Origin of the sequence: Paenibacillus hunanensis (genome assembly GCF_034055775.1) — a bacterium.
Classification (GTDB): Bacteria; Bacillota; Bacilli; order Paenibacillales; family Paenibacillaceae; genus Saccharibacillus; species Saccharibacillus hunanensis.
On record NZ_CP139194.1, the window covers coordinates 3,183,444 to 3,202,297 of the forward strand.

The following is an 18,854-nucleotide window of genomic DNA, read 5'->3' on the forward strand; positions in this document are numbered from 1 at the left end:
TACAAATATCGAACGGGCTGATTCATTATGCATTATAATTGCCGCCGTACTGGATCGAGAAGCTAACGGGCTGCTTGAATGCCTCCTGTAGCAGCTGCACATCGGCTTCATTTCCTGTAAATGAGGATAAGGTCGTGCATTGCGCGATCGCCTCTGGATTCGCAATTACATTATCGCCTACGAGCTTTAGCTTTTGCAGAACGGGTAATTCGCTCAGCCCAGCAATATCGTTTACCTCAGCATTAGCCAGTGTTAAGCTTTTCAAATTCGTAAATGGACGAATATAGCGCGTATCCTGCCATTTCACCCCCGTAACGGTCAGAGACACGAGTGACAGATCAGCAAGCGCTGCCCATTGTGACTCGCCCCATTGACCTGCACCCAGTACGGTCAATTGCTTGAGCTGCTTCATCTCTGCAATTGTGGCTGCCTGCACTGCATCGGGCGATGAAATAGTCAGGCATTCCAGTGTCGGAATCCGTAGCAGCGGTGTATAATCCTTTGCTGGAATACGTTCACACTCTAGCTCAACTAAACGCTTTAAATTCGCCAGCGGCTCCAGTGAAGTGACATCCGTATCGCTAATATTCAACTGGCGTAAATAAGGCAATTGTGCCAGTGGATTCAGATCGTGAATCGGATTGTGCATTAGATACAGCTTCTTCAATTCACGACAATGTACTAATGGTGCAAGATCATCAATTCGATTACGAGACAGGCTTAATTCGCGCACATGTGTACATGCAGCTAGCGGACGAATATCGCGAATCTGCTGATTAGGCAAATAAATCTGATATAAGCTCGTAAACTGCTCAGCAGAGCCATACTTCTGCTTGATCTGCTCCTGCCATTCCGGTGGCAAGTTCACTTCCCATGCAGACAGTTCCTCCGCAGATGGTTGCTTTTTGATCGTATCCCATTCTGCACCAAAGGCATACTGCTGTGCATCACGCAGCAGGCGTGCTTGGTCGCTGCGACCATACACCCAGAAGCTGCTTCCCTCCTCCTGTACAACGGTATAATTGCCACTGGTGACCGTATGATGCATAAAATGAATAAATTCGCCTATATTTCGAGCAATGACGAATTTCGTTTCTTCATCACGGCCAAAATTGATCACCTGACCTACTACACCTTCTGGTCCAGGATCAAGATCGATCCCGAGATGATTCCCACCACCATCATGGCAAAATGGAATCCATTGCCGATTGATATACTGCTCCTTAATCCATTCAGAAGGAATCGAATAATGATCGCCCATATCTACATATTCCTCATGTAGATCAGACCATATTTTCCATTCGTTCACCATTTCATTTAGCGTTAAAAATTGCAGACCAAAAAATAAGCCTGGCCCGCTACGTGCTTCTCCATTATGAAGGGAATAAAGCTGCTTTAACTCCGTTGGAAAGGATACGTTCATCGCCTGCTCTGCCCCTACGATATCCTCGTTGTCAGCTGGCGGCAGCAGGGATGCTTCCAAACTGCTCAGTCTGTCACGCAGCAGCGACTTGATCTCTTCCATCCATGTTCCAATCATGCGGTTGCCTCCTTTATCTGTTTATACCAGGATGATGCTCGTTGGACAGCAAACCTTCATTGTACGTATACTATGTACGTAGCCGATACGCTCTATTCCAGCAAGGCGCTGCGTTTGAAAATAAGGATAATTTCACGGGAGCTTCCCTGCGACATCGTCGTATCAAAGCTGGATACCAGCTCCCAGCCTTCAAAGCCGAGCGCATTCAATGTTTCCTGTAAATGGTCATCATCAACCTTGCCGCCGAGAAAGCCGCCAGCTGCTAATTTTACTGTTTTATATTCCCACTGAATCATGGTATGATCTTCCTTTCCGAAACAATAATACATAGAAGTCCATTCGCCGTTTGCAATATAACTGGCTATAAATGGGTATAATCAATATTGTAGCATACTAAATAGAAGGAGTTACACCATACTGCTGATGAAGACTATTGGACTTGTGCGCCATTTTAAAGTGAATAAAGAGTTTCCGATTCGCCAGATGGTGACAGTGAATGAGCTGGTCACCTGGCTGGAAGAATACGATGTGGCTGATATTGAAGAAGGCACTACCGATCTGCGCGGGCTGAACTGGGAAATCTGCTTTACAAGCGATCTACCACGTGCGATCAAGACGGCACAGTTCATTTATCCCGGCGAGATCGTTATCATGCCAGAGCTGCGAGAGATTACACCACCTACGTTTAATACCGGCTTACGCTTTCCCTTTATCGGCTGGGCTGTCTTTGCACGTATCGCTCCCCTGCTGAGCAGACGCTACAAGCGTATGGTTGCCGAAGCGAATGCACGTATCGATCGTGCACTGGATGTGATTCTAGCTTCCGAGGCGGAGCATATTCTAATCGTTAGCCACTGGGCATTGATGCTATATATGCGTAAGCAGCTTATTCGACGCGGCTTTACCGGCCCACGTATGCGAATGGTCGAGAATGGTAAGCTTCATTTATTTCGTGATGCAGAATCCAGTGCAGCTCTTCACGCTGCAAGCTCCGGTAAAAAGTAAGCTATTGGGTTTCACAAAAATTACTTCTCATTGAACCTCGTGTTAGAAAAGCACTAACACTGTAAAACTCGAAGTAACCCCGTATGGTCTGTATCCTACAGGCTCTTATGTGCATCATATGGATTTCTATAGGATCTTATCTTATCATCGGCAACAGCTAGATTCGGATGGCGTACCGAATTATATTCCGCTTTTAGCCACAGGCTCCTTCGTCTGCTGACGGCGGCGTCCATTGATAAATAAGGTGATCGTCTCACGCTCGTAATCATCCAGCTCGCGACCATAGTGTTGCGCGAGCTGCTCGGCAATCGCCTGCTCTTCCTGATCGGGTTGCTGTACAAGATGAGCGATCTGCTCCAGCAGATTCAGCTCTTGCTGATATCGCGCTCGATCCCATATATCCGCATGATGGGATAGCACTACCGTCTCAGCGTCGTACTGACGCAGCATATCTACCAGCTTTAGCGTTGCTTCTGCCGTATACTCATGTGGCTCCACGTGGATGTTTGGATACAATGCATCCCCGACGAATAACACTTTATCCTCCTGTACGTACACAACGGTTGAATCATCCGAATGATCCCCACCTACATGCTCGATCACACAATGAACTCGGCCGAGATCAAGCTCTAGCTTACGTTCAAATGTAATATCAGGCGTCGGTAAAATAATATCACGCTCATTCCCCAGCTCCTTCTTAATCGCACTGGAACAAAACTCAATCTCTGTTCCCTCTGCCACACGCTGATCCAGTGATTCATCATCCCATGACCATTTCTGCATACGGCGAATATATTCCGTCGTCAAAGTCTGCGCAATAATCGTCGTGTTCGCTTGATTCATACCGAATACGTGATCCCAATGCCAGTGCGTTAGCACAACCCAGCGTGGCGAGATATCCAGCTTCACCAGTTGATCGATAAAAAGCTGAATATGGGCAGAGGAATTGCCCGCATCAACGAGCAATGTCGAGCGTGTACCTGTAATCGCTGCTAGAATCGGTCGATCTGTTTCCTGATAGGGGGTTAAATAATGAATATGTGAAGATAACTGTTGCATGATTTGCATCATTCGAATACTCCTTATGGTCAGTTTACAAAATGGAACAAGCATAGGGCTGGCTCTGGGTCTGTTCTGCACAGGATGAGCAATGCTAATGCTCCTGTGGAACGACTTCGACCTGCGAATGGCTTCGAACGTGTATGCTTATGATTAAATAGTGCATTTTCCAGCCTGATGAATCAGGATAATTGTCTAAGAAGGATATACAGGATATTACCTGTTCCTTATCTCTATACGCTACGAACACTCGCTTTATTACAGCCCGAGCCATACTGCTATGTCGCTTTCTGTATTCATATATTGTACTACACGTAAACACCACCTCCCAAATCATCCAGTAAAACAGATTAGTGCAAGCGTTTGTATAGATGTACATATCGTGCATTAATATTAAGAAAAAACTGCGAAATCATTCGAGATAACGAGGAAGTCAGAGTAATCTAAAGATTAATCTTCTTTATCTCGGTAAAACCTCCTTTAAACCATATTTTACATTATATAACACCCAAGCTATCATTATCGATGTAAAAGAAAACGTTTACAAAAATGAACAGTATCCTCTCCATCGATAGAAGAAGCATAAGCTTATTTGCATATTCTTTATGCCTTCTACGGAGACGGCTCCATGTTTTCCTTATAGCCGAGGAATTTAATAGTTGCAATAGCTCGGGATGTCATGATGGCTGTAGCAAAGCGATCATAAGCTGGCTAGCTTTATCTTTGCTTATAGGATGCAATCCTGTAGTGCTGGCATTTATGCAAACGTTTGCTTTACCGTGTTAATAGGACAATGTAAATTTGAAATATGGAGGGATGCCCTGGCGGCTATTCGTTTTCACTAGCTATGTTAGACGATGACTGCAGCATCTAGATCAACTGCTTCTAGCCTGTTGTTTTCGTCCGGTTTTCTTTTTTTTCGAATTTGGCTTGTTGCCACTTATTTATTCTTATCTGCTTGTTCTTATCTGATGATGTTCATCCACTTACTCATTACTCAAGGAGGGTTTTATGATTACATACCGCAAATGGGCAGCATGGCTATTACTAGTTTGCCTTTTGTTCACCACTGTTGCACCGATGGGATCGTCTACCGCTCAGGCAGCCAGTCCATCCGATCCATTCACATGGGACAATGCGAATGTGTACTTTGTCATGACAGATCGCTTTTACGATGGCAATTCAAATAACAATAACTCGTACGGTCGTCCGACAACCGATGCCAGTGGAAGCCGAATCGGTACCTTCCACGGCGGTGATATTAAAGGCTTGACGAAAAAGCTACAAGACGGCTATTTTAGCAAGCTGGGTACGAATGCAATCTGGATTACGGCGCCCTATGAGCAGGTGCATGGCTTTGTTGGCGGCGGTAGCGGCGGCGATTTTGCCCATTATGCTTACCATGGCTATTATGCACTCGATTACACATCGATGGACAAAAATATGGGTACCGTTGAGGAAATGCGTGAATTTGTTGATCAGGCGCATGCTAAAGGGATCCGTGTCGTGCTTGATGTGGTGATGAATCACCCGGGTTATAGCACGCTGAAGGATATGGAGGAGTACAATTTTGGTAAACGGCTGAATGGTCTGAACAGCAGCTGGAAGCCTGCCTCCGGTCAAACATGGCATAGCTATCATGACAGTATCGATTATACCGACAGTCAGGCATGGGCTGGCTGGTGGAGTGGCGGCTGGGTACGTGCAGGTATTGGCGGCTATCCAGCAGGCGGTAATAGTGATCTGACACTCACCTTATCTGGACTACCTGACTTCCGTACTGAAGTTACGACGAATCAAGGACTTGCTCCTGTACTGCAAACCAAATGGAGCAAGGAAGGCAACAGCAATGCCTGGGTCGTACCGGCAGCCTCTGAGCTACGCAAGGATCTGGGCATCTCGCCAACCGATTACAATATCCGCTGGCTATCGGCATGGGTAGAGGAATTCGGTATTGATGGCTTCCGTGTAGATACAGCGAAGCATGTAGATCAGTTCCGCTGGAAGCAACTGAAAAATGAAGCAAATACCGCATTGCAAAAATGGAGACAAAATAACCCGACCAAAGCCGGGGCGAATTGGAAGGATTCCTTCTGGATGACGGGCGAAGTATGGGGACAGGGTGTCAGCCGTAACAGTTATTACGATAATGGCTTTGACTCGCTGATCAACTTCTCGTTCCAAGAGTCCAATCTGACTGATCTGGAAGGGTTGTTCAGTAATTATGCGAGCAAAATTAACACCGATCCGAGCTTTAATGTGCTCAGCTATATTTCTTCTCATGATACGAAGCTATATGATCGCAATGCCTTGTTCCAGGCAGGCACCGCATTGTTGCTCGCACCAGGTGGCATTCAGACGTATTATGGTGACGAAAGTGCGCGTCCATTTGGCGCTACTGGCTCGGATGCACAGCAGGGTACGCGCTCTGATATGAACTGGAGCAGCACCAATGCTGAGCTGCTGGCACACTGGCAAAAGCTTGGACAGTTCCGTTATAATCACCCGGCAATCGGCGCAGGGGCACATAAGCAGCTTGCTTCTGCTCCATACACATTTAGCCGGACGTATACCAATGCAGCAAAAAGCATTAACGATAGCGTGGTAGTGGCAACTGGCGCTTCCGGTAGCACAGCCGTTACGGTTAGCCCGGTATTCGCAGATGGCACATCCGTCCGTGATGCGTACACAGGTGCAACAGCTGTCGTTAGTGGTGGCAAAGCAACCTTTACAGCCGGTTCACGCGGTGTAATCCTGATTGAACAGGCAGGGCCAGCTTCCACAGAGCCTACCGTATCGGCTTCTCCAGCAGGTGGAAGCTTTACAACAGACGGCATTAAAGTAACACTCCGTGCAAGCAATAGCACAGTGAATCGTTACACGGTAAATGGTACGTCACCGACCGCTTCTACAGGTACTACCTTTGCAAATGGCGATGTAATTACGATCGGTAGTGGTCTGGCAGTTGGGCAATCTATCACTCTTAAGCTGTTCGCTGGTAACGGCGATAAATCCGCGACTGCTTCGTATACATTTACCAAAGCAGAGCAGCCAACCGAGCCGACAGGCTTAACGGTTCATTTTAAAAAGCCTGCCGATTGGAGTACACCGCAATTGTATTATTATGAAACTACTCCAGCTGTGACGGGCCCAAGCTGGGCATCTGCACCAGCGATGACGGATGAGGGTGATGGATGGTATCGCTATACGATTCCAGCAGTAACTAGCGCACGTGTCATTTTTAAGGATGCGACGCATCAGCTCCCCGCTGCAAGTCAGCCTGGATTACTACGTAGCAAGGAAGGCTGGTATGATGGCACCACATGGCATGATCAGAAACTAGCTATCGCTGCACAGCAGGTTACGTTTAAAGTGACTGTACCAGCTAATACAACGGCATCGGATACTGTCTATGTAGCCAGCAGTCTGAATAACTGGAATCCAGCAGACGCATCCAGTCAATTAACACACCAGTCCGATGGTACGTATACACTCACCTTAACGCCACCACCCGGCACCGCGATCAGCTATAAGCTAACACGCGGCTCGTGGAATAGTGTAGAAACCGCGGTCAATGGTGCAGATATTACGAACCGCACGTATACCGTAACAACAGGTAGTCAGACAGTCAATGCAACGGTGGCTCGCTGGAAGGATCGTTAATCCATTATTATATCGTTATTGACTAACCCTCTATCATTAAACTGAAGTATAGTAACTCCCCGTCGCCGCATGGTGCTATGTAGCATCGAATGCGGCGACGGGGAGTTCTGTTGTGTTGTTTGAATCCTTCTACTCGATCCCCTCTTCCTTCGCACGTTCCATCAATGCCATTAGCTTCACCTCGGTTGCCGAATCCTGTACAGGTGTATAGATGCTACAGCGTAGCTCCGTACTCCCCTGCACAATTAGCGAGCTTAGCTCAAATAGCATCTTCCCCCCACGTGCATGGCGAAACTCCAGCACTACCTGCGGCGCCGAGCTGACCTTACTTTCCTCCCATAATGGATTAAAATCTGGATATGTGCTTTTCATCTCACTCAAAAACGTTTCATACCAGTCATCCTCCATATATTGCCCATAATAAGCACGGAAAATCGCTAAAAAGTCGGCAGCAAAGTCCTTCCAGTTAATCGCCAGCCGCCGAAATTCCTTGCGATCAAATAAAAGAGCAATCATATTTCGCTGATGTTCGGGTATTTGCTCAAAATCAAGAAATATATGTCGTGCCGCCTCATTCCAACCCACAATATTACAATGGCGATCTGAGATAATCGTCGGGCAGTAGCGTAGCTGCTCCAAAATTTTGGCCAGCGAGGGGCTGATCTGCGGCTGCTCCTCTACACTTGCAGCAGGCAGCATATTCGAGCTTTTATCCAATGCCAGCGAAAATAAATACTTCCGCTCATCCGTCGTCATTTGTAGCGCAGAAGCTACATTTTCCAGCACTGAAGCCGATGCCTGTATATCTCTCCCCTGCTCCAGCCATGTATACCATGTTGTGCTAAGCCCGGCCAATTGTGCCACTTCTTCCCTGCGAAGTCCCGGGGTACGTCGACGCAAGCCTCCGTTTAGGCCTACTGCCTGTGGAGCAATGCGCGCTCGTTTCCCTTTTAAAAATTGAGATAATGCCTGTAATCTCGCCTGATTGTTCATATCTATTCCTTTCTAGGCAAAGCAGTAAGTATGGCTTTGTCTTCGGTCTGATTCATAGGCGTCGAATAAAGTAATGAAGACCATTCATAGCCTTATAGAGGCTCCATAAGCAAATCTAGACTAACCTATTATAATTTATACTAGGATAAACAGTAACTTGTAATAGGATATTTTCCGTGCCAAAATGATAGCATCAGCCCGATCATTACGCAATAGCCGGGCTATACTCTGTGAGCGAACGCGCTGCTTGGTATTGATGATGTGAACATGATAAGCTGTTACTCAGATACCTAAACAGCATATTGTTTGCACCTTAGTAATAGGCATCCGATCAACATTCGCTATGTTGGATAAGGAGACATATAAGGAGGAAGCAAGATGGAACGGGTCGTAATTACAGGGATGGGCGTTATTTCTCCAATCGGCAATGATGTGGAGACCTTTTGGAATAATCTGAGTCAGGGGAAGTCGGGCATCACTCCGATAGATACTTTTGATACGGAACGATATAAAACGAAATTTGCGGGTCTGGTACGTGACTTTGATGCAGCTGCTATTTTTGGACGTAAAGAAGCTCGGCGTATGGATCGCTTTGCTCAGTTTGCCGTAGCTGCGGCAGAGCAGGCGGTACAGGATGCGGGTCTGGATATGGACAAGGTAGAGCGTGAACGGGTTGGCGTGTATGTCGGCTCTGGAATCGGCGGGATCGATATGTTAATTGAGCAGCAGACCAATCTGTTCAAGCGTGGGCCAGAGCGGATTAGTCCACTACTCGTACCGGTGATGATCGCGAACAGTGCAGCAGCCACGATCAGCATTCGCTTGGGCACATGGGGGCCAACACTGTGTCCGGTAACAGCTTGCTCGATCGGAAACACGGCGATCGGTGAGGCCATGCGCCTTATTCGTTCTGGCGATGCCGATGTAGTGATTGCCGGTGGCTCCGAAGCCGCTATTAATGAAGTATCCGTTGCCGGATTCAGTAATTCGACCGCACTTTCGGAGCGTAATGATGATCCTACCGCAGCCAGTCGTCCTTTTGACAAGGATCGGGATGGCTTTGTGATGGCGGAAGGTGCTGGAATCGTCGTATTAGAATCTCTTCGTCATGCACAGGCACGCGGTGCACGCATCTATGCTGAAGTGATCGGGTACGGAGCAAGCTCGGATGCACACCATATGGTAGCCAGTCATCCTGAGGGTCGTGGGGCGTCGCTGGCGATGCGTCAAGCGCTGAGCAATGCTAGCATTACCGCAGATGATGTGGATGTGATCAGCGCGCATGCTACGAGTACAGAGGTCGGTGACATTTCCGAGACGCTAGCGATTAAGCAGCTATTCGGCGAGCGGGCTTATGATATTCCCGTAACGGCAAACAAATCCATTACAGGACATATGCTGGGCGCGGCTGGCGGCGCAGAAGCGATTGCTTTAGTGCAAACACTGCGCGAGGGCTTGATTCCACCAACGCTTAATTTGCACAATCCTGATCCATTATGCGATCTGGATTATGTGCCGAACACACCACGTACCGCTGATGTGAAGATCGGTCTATCGAACTCGTTTGGATTTGGTGGTCATAATGCGGTAATTGTGCTCAAGCGTTATGATGAGCAGTAAGCTTTCTATATGAGCAATAAGGCTATACATTTATCTATCCAAAAAGCCGGGCAAGCCTGCGGAGTCATTCCGCGTGCTTGCCCGGCTTTTCCTGTAGATCGATCCATTGGATTAAGCTTCTACTCTACCTGCCGCGTTACTACCAGCTTATGCTTATACGGCTCAGCAATACGTAAAATAGCGGGCTTCGATTCCCGTTCAAATCGATGATTCCAATACAATCGATCCAGTAGCCCCATCAGGCTAAGACGTTCATTATCTGGGTCCGTCCCGATCTTTTGCCGGAGAAAACGTTGTAGCATCCGTCCATCACGTACATAAGGAGATGGCGTCAAAAATATAATCTGATCCGCCAGCGCAAAGCTAGGCAGTAGCCACTCCATCAGATTGCCCTCAACAATCCACGCTTCCTGTCCAATAATGTCCATTAGCATCCGTTGTCGCTCTGCCGGGGTGTTGCGCCGCTTGCGCTTTCCATCTCGTGTCCATAATAACGTTTCCAGCGAATAGCTGGGAATCCCCAGCCTGCTGGACAGTCTGGCTGCCAGCTCTGTTTTGCCGCTTCCGGGCGCACCAACTATATGTATTCTTTTCGCTGACGGCATCGCGATACCCTCCCCATCATTGCCTGCTTCGTTGGTAGCCAGCTCATCTGATATAATACTAACAGAACATGAATACGGATGAAACTAGCCACCGAGCATGATTAATATTCTGAATCGATCCCTGTACTATATCATTTTTAAAATATATTCTAAACGGCGTATCCTTTTGATCTCTTTATTCGTTTACATCATATCAGCAGCTACTAAACAGGGAATGACATTGGCAATCAACTACCGATGCCCGTTTATAATGAACTGCTGCACATAACGTTATGTACTATTAACGCGATTTAACTTGCGGATAAACAAAGGAGGGCCCCCAATATGGCCTTTGTGAATTCCCTGGCTTATTTTACAAACCATGAAAAAGATAACGCGGTGCAAGCAAGTCCACATTCCAACCTATACACGATAGTCAGACTGTTACCGGATGTAACAGCAGAGCGTCATACGAATGTCGTGTTAGATGAGAAGCAGCTCCAAGCATGGATGCCTGCCTTCTATCGCTATTGCCTTAGTCTGACCACTACACACTGGGATGCGCAGGATCTAATGCAAAATACGCTGCTCAAGGCACTTACCTTACCTGATCTACACCGACAGCGCTCAGTCAGTGATCAGCAAGCCTACCTGTTGCGAATCGCTCGTAATCTACGTATTGATGAAGCTCGGCGTGCCGTACGTTTACAGCACAAATTGCCATTATTACATGAGTTGATCAACGAACAGCAGACTCAGCGTAATTCGGCTCCAGATATGAATCTGCAAGCTGAAGCGGCAATTAAGCTACTACTGGACACACTATCTCCATGGCAGCATGCGGTCTACGCCCTACGCGAGTTATTCGGCTATACGGCAAGCGAGGCAGCCAATCTGCTAGGAACGACAGAGGGTGCGATCAAGTCCGCTCTGCGCCGTGCGCGAGAAGCCCTGCTACAGCAGCATGGTGATTCGGCAGAGGACGCTTCGTTACCTATGCCAGAACGTGAGGAGCATGAGCTGCTGGCTACGTATCTCGCTGCCTTCCGCAACGGTAATGCGGCGCACCTTGTGCAGCTTATTTTGAATCAAGCTGCCGATCCAGCTGGGCTGGCTCCTCAGATTGTAGGTCAATTGCATACTGAAGCTACAGCGCAATCAAATGGTAAAGCTAGCCATTCAGAGCTGCTTCATACGCATACAACGCGCGATGCTTATCCTGCATATACGGTATGTCGCTCCCTGCAATCGATGGCAGCCTGATTGCCATTACTCATCTGAGCGTCTGACTATCGTGATTCCATTTCTGATCATTAGAAAGGATGAACTACGATGGTAACTATTCCTTATGTTATTGAACAAACAGATCGCGGCGAACGTAGCTACGATATTTATTCCAGATTGCTCAAAGATCGAATCATTATGATTAACGGTGAAATTGAAGATCAAATGGCGAATCTGATCGTCGCTCAGCTGCTTCATCTAGCAGCCGAGGATAGCGAAAAAGATATCAGCATGTATATTAACAGCCCCGGTGGATCAGTTAGTGCGGGCTTTGCCATTTATGATACGATGCAGTTTATTAAGCCAGATATCGTGACTATCTGTACAGGTATGGCGGCAAGCTTTGGCACGATTTTGCTGGTTGGCGGAACGAAGGGCAAACGAATGGCTTTGCCAAATAGTGAGGTGATGATCCACCAGCCTCTGGGCGGTGCGAAAGGTCAGGCATCGGATGTGATCATTCACGCCGAACGCCTCATCCACACTCGCCAAAAGCTCAACGAGCTACTTGCCGAGCGTACCGGACAACCATTAGAACGTCTGGAAAAGGATACGGATCGTGATTTCTTTTTCACTGCGGAAGAGGCGCTGGACTATGGACTCATCGATAAAATCGTAAGTAAATGCTGAGTATATACCTGACTCGAATTGGCTCAAAAAAGCAATAGTAGCCATTTTGCCTTATCGACTAGATCCATACTCATCCGAAATGAATACCCTATACAATAAGCCTGCTCATCGATGCGCATGATATGAGAAATCGCGCATCGATAGCAGGCTTCTATTATTTGTATCTTTTGTGCAGGCAAAGATTATTAAGCATATCCCATTTGCTATCGGATCAAATCTCTACTTCTAAACAAATTACACTATCTAAACAATTACACTATCCTTTTAACTCCTACCCCTTCGTCGCCCCCGCCGTCAATCCATGTACAAGGAAGCGCTGTAAGAACATATACAGAATCGTGATCGGCAATGCTACAAGCACCGAGCCAGCGGCAAATAGCGTAAATTCCGTACTGGAGTAGCTGTTCACCAGCTCATACAGACCTACAGCCAGCGTCCAGTTCTCACGCGAGCGCAAGATCAGACGGGCGAAAATAAAGTCCACCCATGCTCCTGTAAACGTCGTGATCGCAATGTACGTAATGATCGGCGTCGATAACGGCAAAATAATACGTCGGAAAATCTGAAAATGACTTGCTCCATCCAGCAGTGCTGATTCCTCCAACGCACGTGGAATCGTATCAAAGAAGCCCTTCGCTACGAACATACCCAGCGCTGCACCGGAGGTATATACCAGCACCAATGCCCATGGCGAGTTCAGCAGATTCATTTGCAACAGGATAACATAGACAGCGATCATACTCATAAAGCCTGGGAACATGCCTAGAATCAGAATGACCGACATCATCGTTTGTCTACCCTTGAACCGGAATCGGGACATCGCATACGCGGTCAAAATTTGCACCAGCGTACCGAGCACCATACTGCTAACCGCTACCTTGAGCGTATTCCAATACCATTTTACATACGGCAGATCCTTATCCGATTGCGAGCGGAACAGATCAGCATAATGCTGTAGTGTCAGCTTTTGAGGAATCAAGGTCTCACTGTATAATGAATCGCCGACTTTAAAGGAGGACAAAATGATCCAGAGTGCCGGATAAATACAAGCCAGCGCGATCAGCACCAGCAGCACATAGCTGATCGTAAGCTTGATGCGTCTTTTCTTCTTCATTGGATCATATCCTCCTCTTTAAAGGAGCGGCTGCGTCGATAATTATAAAGCGAGAATGCCGCGATAATAATGAAAATAATAATCCCGATCGCCGAAGCGAAGTTGTAGCGCTGATTATCCAGCGTCAGCTTGTACAGCCATGTGACGAGCAAATCGGTACTACCTGCATACGCGTAATCTCCATTCGCTGGCAAGCCATTCGTCAGCAGGAAGATCACGTTAAAGTTATTAATATTACCAGCAAACTGCATAATCAGGATCGGTGCGGTCTGGAACAACACGAATGGCATCGTAATGTTGCGGAATTTCTGGAAGCCTGTCGCCCCATCCACCTCTGCCGCTTCATACAGATCGCGCGGAATCGCAGTCAGTACACCGAGTACGAGAATCATCGATACCGGAATCCCGATCCACATATTCACGAGAATAACCGTCACCTTTGCCCAGAAAGGATCATTCAGCCACGGTACACCGCCCATTCCCAGCATACGCAAATACTGATTGACGGGCCCAAACTGATAATTCAGCAGGTTACGCATGACGAGCAGAGAAATAAACTGCGGAATCGCATACGGCAAAATAAACAGCGTTCGCCAGAAGCCTTTAAAGCGAATTCCCTGCTGCTCGATCAGCAGCGCTACCAGAATACCGCCAAAGTACGTCGTAACCGTCGCCACAACCGCCCAGATAATCGTCCAGGTGAGAACGCCGATAAACGTATGACTCCACGCCTCCAGTGTGACCAGATTCGTAAACGTACGGAAGCCTACCCAATCGACCAGATTTTTCGGTGGAATATGATCAGGTGCGGAATAGTTCGTAAATGCCATCAACACCATGAACACAATCGGCAAAATTGTAAATACCAGCACACCGATCGTTGGTAAAGCAAGCAGTACATACGGAAACCCTTTATCGCCCAGCATACGCCAGGTATCGCGGAACGTGTTCACCTTTTGTCCACGCTCACGCTGCTTACCGATACGATACGCATCCTTAATATTCGCTACATAGAAGCAAGCAAGCAAAATAACATACAGTAGTGCTACCAGACCATAGATCATCATAAAGATCGAATGATCACCCGGTACGTTGCGATACAATCGTCCAACCTTCTCCATATGTGCAGGCTGCTCACCAAGTGTGACCAATCCCCACATATTACTTGCAAGTCCATTTAGAATCAGATACAGACTGACCAGTCCAGCAAGCAGGAACAACGCACCCTTCGCCCACTGCCGGTTATACATCTGACCCAGCCCCATAACAACAGCGGAGAGCACAGCAGCAATTGCTGCGCTCCCCATTCCGGCGGTTCGTTTAGGATGAATAGCTGCCTTATTCATTGTTATTGTCCTGTCGAGATATTGCTCTTCATCTGATTAACCAGATTATCGAGCGCCTGCTTCGGATCTTTGTTATCGTTCCAGATCGACGACATCGCCGCTTCCATTGGAGACCAGAACTGCGCCATTGCTGGAATGGATGGCATTGGAACCGAATTTTCAAACTGCTTCAGGAATACGGATGCGATTGGGTCCTTTTGTACCGTTTCGCTAGCTGCTGCATTTTTGTTGGATGGCAGTGCGCCGTTCATTTCAAAGTTTTTCAATTGCCATTCTTCAGATGTGATAAAGTCTGCAAATAGCTTGGACGCATTTGGATATTTGGTATACGCATTTACAAAGTACGCCTTGATACCAGAGAACGGTGTCATTGGCTTACCGTTTGGCAGGTTTGGATACATTCCTACACCTAGATTTTTTACCGATTCTTTTAATGAGCCTGTATCCCATGGGCCGCTAATATTCATCGCCAGCTTGTTGGAGGAGAACAGGGATTTTTTGATATCTGCGTTAATATCCGATGTTTTGAGTGGCAAAATTTTGTTCAGGCTTTGGATAAAGGTTGCGCCTTCTACCGACTGCTCATTGTTCAGACCGAGATCATTCGGATCGGTGCCATCTTTACCAAATACATAGCCACCGTAGCCGCCCAGGAATGGGAATACATAGTAGCCGTTACCTACTTCCCACATGATGGCGAATTTATTCGCTTTTGTATCATTGAATTTGTTAGCAAACTGTATCACACCATTCCAGTCCGCAGGAACCGCATCGATCAGATCCTTGTTATAAAATACCGCTGTCGTCTCAACCGACTTTGGATATCCGTACAAAATATTATCGTAAGTCAGTGCTTTGATCGCTAGCTCACTATTACGGGAGCGTGTATCTTCCTCGAACCAGTCGTTAGGCATCAGCACACCAGCGGATACACCCTGTCCGATCTGATCATGCACGCCGGCAAACACATCGGCACCTACACCCGCAGGGCCATCGGTTACCATTTGTCCCATGGACTTATCCGGTCCCAATTCAGCAAACGTTACGTCAACATTGTACTTCTCTTTGAATGCCTTCGCTGCTTCTTCAATAAATGCTTTCTGATCGCCGCTATCCCATACGGTCAGCTTTGCGCCTTCCTCCGGTAACAGCTCCTGCATTTCCTCGCTCGCGGCTGGATCAGCAGCAGGCTGACTTGCCGTTCCGCTACCTGCGCCTCCTCCACTACATGCTGACAGAATCAGCAGCATGATCATAAGCACACTTACCAGCGCACTGTACTTTTGACGTAACATAGTCATTCATCCTTCCATTATGTAATTCAAATTGTGCGCTTCCCTTATACAGTTATGCCAGTTAGAGCAACCGTCGATACAGAGTCTTACGATCCACCCTGTGTAAATATTTGCGCAAACGTTTGTTCATTTTCGCGCAATGTATTATTTATTCGCCAGTTAACTTCCAGTTATGACAAAAATATTATGTAAACGGTTAATGGAAGCGCTTAATTCAACGATTCCATCATAACTCATATTTCCTTTTTGTTAAAACGTTTGCACAAATCATTTACGCTGATTTTGGGCGATTTTTACAATGTAACCACCATTATGCTTGTTTTATCTACTCCGCAGGCAATATATTTTCATTTTACGCCATTCAGGTTATTATTAAATGAAGGTTTACACTTCTGCGAGACTTCGATTAACATAGAGACACGACCCGAACATGCTGATTCTTATCTCATGTTCATATGATCTGAATTCGATTGCACAAAATCATATCATCCATGCAATAGACATCGTGCAACATAAATTAAGGAGGTACATATGTCAGTTACAATTAAAGATGTCGCCAAGCGGGCGGGCGTATCTCCTTCTACCGTATCGCGCGTGCTGTCCAATCATCCTCGAATCAGTCATGCCACCTCTGAAAAGGTTAGAGCGATTATGGAGGACATGGGCTATCACCCTAATATCATGGCAAAAAGCCTTGTTTCCAAAACAACACAAAGCCTTGGCGTGATTCTGCCCAAGCCAGCGGAAGAGCTATTCTTAAATACGTTCTTTATGGAACTGATTCGGGGTATTGTCGCTCAGGCCAATCGGAATGGCTATGATGTGGTACTTAGCTCCGGCTCCAGTGAGCAGGAAGAAGTCGATGCGGTATCTCGCCTTGTATATGGCGGACGGATCGATGGGGCGATCCTACTCTATTCACGTAAAAACGATCCTGTTGTCGACTTTTTGAGTCGGAATCAATTTCCCGCTGTACTGGTAGGACGCAGCGAGCAGCACAGTAATATGATTACCGTCGATACCGATAATATTCAAGCAGCAGCCGATGCAACGCGTCATTTGATCCAGATGGGTCATCGCCGAATCGGCTTTGTGAGCGGCCCGCCTGAGCTGGTCGTATCGCTTGACCGGATGGAGGGCTTCAAGCGCGCGCTTCAAGAGGCTGGGCTGGAATATCGTAAGGACTGGATTGTGGAAGGTGAGTTCCTACAGGAAAGCGGCTATCGAGCGATGTCATTTTTCATGAATTTACCGGAGCGCCCGACAGCACTTGTCGTTGTCGATGATATGGTGAGCTTTGGCATTTTGCGTGGCTTGCATGAGCTCGGCTATCGAGTGCCTGAGGATGTGGCGATTGTCAGCTTTAACAATATCGCCCTGTCAGAGCTGTCCACACCACCGCTGACGAGTATCGATATTGGCATTTACCATCTGGGGTATACAGCGTCTCAAGCGCTCATTCAGGCGATTCAGGATAAAAATAAAGACGGCGATGCGATTCACCATCAGCGGCATATCGTTCCGCATCGTCTCGTGCTACGCGAATCGTCGATGTTTTCGCCGTCAGCGCCGAAGTGATCGGTTGCATGATAGAATGCTTAGATAAGCACAATTCTGTTTTACGCTATTAGATTCGATATTTACTATGAATGAATCATAGCAATGTTAACTATATTGCTCATACGCCCTGGTGTGTATCCTATTTATAAGCGGGATATTCAGCAGGGTCTTTTGCTGTTCTTTTCTATTCCCTGACGAATGTGCCAACAGTATCCCGGTTAGCGATAATCTCAATTTAGCATATGAATTTACCTATCCAATTTTTGTCTATTTTGTGAATAATATTCCATATTATGGAATTTAATGAACGATAAGGTTATTATAAAACTGGTTGTAAATCTAACATAAAGGAGACATGATCATGAAAACTCGAAACATTGCCGTACTGTCTACTCTGTCGTTAGCTCTTGCTCTCACTGCCGCGCCTACAAGTTTCGCTAATCCTGTATCACCTGATGTTACTGTAAACAACCCGCTCGTCTCTACTTCAAACTCTATTACAACGAATGCTGTAGAAGGTCCTTTTAACGTTAATGGCGGCTCAGTTCGAGTCGTTTTGCGTGGAGAACTAGCTGCTACAGTTCAGCCTAAACGCTATGGCACATTTTATTTCCAACTGATGGATTTAAATACTGGAAATATTGTGTCGAATCAAGTATATAGCGGTAGCAGTTCATACACATTCCGGGTGAGCAATAATAGCTTTGTCGGAAATTATGCCATTATTTTGACTTCTAATCCAGTTGGTGATACCGGTACATTTACAATAAGTTATTTGTAATCTCGAACCTAATATATCGAAATATATTCATTCCAACTTTATCAGTATAACTATACATCCACTTCTTCTAAGCATTATAGAAGAGTGGATGTTTTTTTATTGGCAAAAATTCTGTTAATTTTGAATCCAATATGTAATTAATAACGTATATATAGTATAGCACTCTTCATACTAGGATTTATTTTAGAAAAGAATCCGTCTTCCTAGAAATAGTATTCCTTTCTTTGCACTATTTTTTGCTGATTCCAAAGCATCGTACGATTAATATAGTCATACTAATCCTTTTTATTCCCAGCAAATATTTAATGCAATTTTAAGGAACACATCACGTTTCTTTAACGAAGGAGCGCTACAATACAAATAAGAAAAGCAGACACAGC

Annotated in this window: 15 protein-coding genes; 7 read left to right on the forward strand and 8 right to left on the reverse strand. The window is 46.5% G+C overall.

Features of this window, described 5'->3' with window-relative positions:
• Window positions 1–25 precede the first annotated feature (25 nt).
• Window positions 26–1,540, reverse strand: a complete 1,515-nt coding sequence (locus SK066_RS12835) for an SMI1/KNR4 family protein (RefSeq protein WP_320541788.1) — start codon at window positions 1,538–1,540, stop codon at window positions 26–28.
• 92 nt (window positions 1,541–1,632) lie between these two features.
• Window positions 1,633–1,836, reverse strand: a complete 204-nt coding sequence (locus tag SK066_RS12840; protein ID WP_188774861.1) for a DUF4177 domain-containing protein — start codon at window positions 1,834–1,836, stop codon at window positions 1,633–1,635.
• Window positions 1,837–1,996: 160 nt separating this feature from the next.
• Between SK066_RS12840 and SK066_RS12845 the strand changes: the two genes are divergently transcribed.
• Entirely contained in the window at window positions 1,997–2,545 is a 549-nt protein-coding gene (locus SK066_RS12845) for a histidine phosphatase family protein (RefSeq protein ID WP_320541789.1), read from the forward strand.
• A gap of 180 nt (window positions 2,546–2,725) precedes the next feature.
• Here SK066_RS12845 and SK066_RS12850 read toward each other — a convergent pair whose 3' ends face one another.
• Window positions 2,726–3,616: an MBL fold metallo-hydrolase gene (locus SK066_RS12850; protein WP_320541790.1), complete on the reverse strand. Its 891-nt coding sequence runs from the start codon at window positions 3,614–3,616 to the stop codon at window positions 2,726–2,728.
• A 999-nt stretch (window positions 3,617–4,615) separates the two neighbouring features.
• Between SK066_RS12850 and SK066_RS12855 the strand changes: the two genes are divergently transcribed.
• A complete protein-coding gene (locus SK066_RS12855; RefSeq protein WP_320541791.1) occupies window positions 4,616–7,267 on the forward strand; it encodes an alpha-amylase family glycosyl hydrolase in 2,652 nt (883 codons plus the stop codon).
• 129 nt (window positions 7,268–7,396) lie between these two features.
• Here SK066_RS12855 and SK066_RS12860 read toward each other — a convergent pair whose 3' ends face one another.
• Window positions 7,397–8,260, reverse strand: coding sequence for a helix-turn-helix transcriptional regulator (locus tag SK066_RS12860; protein ID WP_320541792.1), 864 nt, complete (start codon window positions 8,258–8,260; stop codon window positions 7,397–7,399).
• A gap of 378 nt (window positions 8,261–8,638) precedes the next feature.
• Here SK066_RS12860 and fabF point away from each other — a divergent pair, with 378 nt between their 5' ends.
• A complete protein-coding gene (gene fabF, locus SK066_RS12865) occupies window positions 8,639–9,880 on the forward strand; it encodes a beta-ketoacyl-ACP synthase II (protein WP_320541793.1) in 1,242 nt (413 codons plus the stop codon).
• Between the two features lie 119 nt (window positions 9,881–9,999).
• On the opposite strand, the gene SK066_RS12870 is transcribed toward fabF, so the two are convergent.
• Complete coding sequence (locus SK066_RS12870) at window positions 10,000–10,485, reverse strand: AAA family ATPase (protein WP_188774866.1); 486 nt, start codon at window positions 10,483–10,485, stop codon at window positions 10,000–10,002.
• A 324-nt stretch (window positions 10,486–10,809) separates the two neighbouring features.
• Here SK066_RS12870 and SK066_RS12875 point away from each other — a divergent pair, with 324 nt between their 5' ends.
• Together SK066_RS12875 and clpP are read left to right on the forward strand one after the other, a co-directional pair.
• Window positions 10,810–11,727, forward strand: coding sequence for an RNA polymerase sigma factor (locus SK066_RS12875; RefSeq protein WP_320541794.1), 918 nt, complete (start codon window positions 10,810–10,812; stop codon window positions 11,725–11,727).
• A 69-nt stretch (window positions 11,728–11,796) separates the two neighbouring features.
• Entirely contained in the window at window positions 11,797–12,378 is a 582-nt protein-coding gene (clpP, locus tag SK066_RS12880) for an ATP-dependent Clp endopeptidase proteolytic subunit ClpP (protein WP_320541795.1), read from the forward strand.
• 271 nt (window positions 12,379–12,649) lie between these two features.
• Here clpP and SK066_RS12885 read toward each other — a convergent pair whose 3' ends face one another.
• Genes SK066_RS12885 through SK066_RS12895 form a run of 3 tightly spaced genes read right to left on the reverse strand, consistent with a single transcriptional unit; the run spans window position 12,650 to window position 16,133 of the window.
• Entirely contained in the window at window positions 12,650–13,492 is an 843-nt protein-coding gene (locus SK066_RS12885; RefSeq protein WP_250343196.1) for a sugar ABC transporter permease, read from the reverse strand.
• Entirely contained in the window at window positions 13,489–14,838 is a 1,350-nt protein-coding gene (locus SK066_RS12890) for a carbohydrate ABC transporter permease (RefSeq protein WP_188774870.1), read from the reverse strand. Before SK066_RS12890 ends, SK066_RS12885 begins: the two co-directional genes overlap by 4 nt.
• A 2-nt stretch (window positions 14,839–14,840) precedes the next feature.
• On the reverse strand, window positions 14,841–16,133 hold the full coding sequence (locus tag SK066_RS12895; RefSeq protein WP_320541796.1) for a sugar ABC transporter substrate-binding protein: 1,293 nt from the start codon (window positions 16,131–16,133) through the stop codon (window positions 14,841–14,843).
• Between the two features lie 531 nt (window positions 16,134–16,664).
• Here SK066_RS12895 and SK066_RS12900 point away from each other — a divergent pair.
• Window positions 16,665–17,711 (forward strand): LacI family DNA-binding transcriptional regulator, encoded by a 1,047-nt coding sequence (locus tag SK066_RS12900; protein ID WP_320541797.1) that lies wholly within the window; start codon window positions 16,665–16,667, stop codon window positions 17,709–17,711.
• Window positions 17,712–18,054: 343 nt separating this feature from the next.
• Window positions 18,055–18,474, forward strand: a complete 420-nt coding sequence (locus SK066_RS12905) for a hypothetical protein (RefSeq protein ID WP_320541798.1) — start codon at window positions 18,055–18,057, stop codon at window positions 18,472–18,474.
• Window positions 18,475–18,854 lie beyond the last annotated feature (380 nt).

Coding starts and splice junctions, on each gene's coding strand:
- SK066_RS12900 (WP_320541797.1), top strand. CDS start 16,665: ATGTCAGTTACAATTAAAGATGTCGCCAAGCGGGCGGGCGTATCTCCT.
- SK066_RS12875 (WP_320541794.1), top strand. CDS start 10,810: ATGGCCTTTGTGAATTCCCTGGCTTATTTTACAAACCATGAAAAAGAT.
- SK066_RS12885 (WP_250343196.1), bottom strand. CDS start 13,492: ATGAAGAAGAAAAGACGCATCAAGCTTACGATCAGCTATGTGCTGCTG.
- SK066_RS12860 (WP_320541792.1), bottom strand. CDS start 8,260: ATGAACAATCAGGCGAGATTACAGGCATTATCTCAATTTTTAAAAGGG.
- SK066_RS12895 (WP_320541796.1), bottom strand. CDS start 16,133: ATGTTACGTCAAAAGTACAGTGCGCTGGTAAGTGTGCTTATGATCATG.
- SK066_RS12840 (WP_188774861.1), bottom strand. CDS start 1,836: ATGATTCAGTGGGAATATAAAACAGTAAAATTAGCAGCTGGCGGCTTT.
- SK066_RS12905 (WP_320541798.1), top strand. CDS start 18,055: ATGAAAACTCGAAACATTGCCGTACTGTCTACTCTGTCGTTAGCTCTT.
- SK066_RS12890 (WP_188774870.1), bottom strand. CDS start 14,838: ATGAATAAGGCAGCTATTCATCCTAAACGAACCGCCGGAATGGGGAGC.
- SK066_RS12870 (WP_188774866.1), bottom strand. CDS start 10,485: ATGCCGTCAGCGAAAAGAATACATATAGTTGGTGCGCCCGGAAGCGGC.
- SK066_RS12855 (WP_320541791.1), top strand. CDS start 4,616: ATGATTACATACCGCAAATGGGCAGCATGGCTATTACTAGTTTGCCTT.
- SK066_RS12835 (WP_320541788.1), bottom strand. CDS start 1,540: ATGATTGGAACATGGATGGAAGAGATCAAGTCGCTGCTGCGTGACAGA.
- clpP (WP_320541795.1), top strand. CDS start 11,797: ATGGTAACTATTCCTTATGTTATTGAACAAACAGATCGCGGCGAACGT.
- SK066_RS12850 (WP_320541790.1), bottom strand. CDS start 3,616: ATGATGCAAATCATGCAACAGTTATCTTCACATATTCATTATTTAACC.
- fabF (WP_320541793.1), top strand. CDS start 8,639: ATGGAACGGGTCGTAATTACAGGGATGGGCGTTATTTCTCCAATCGGC.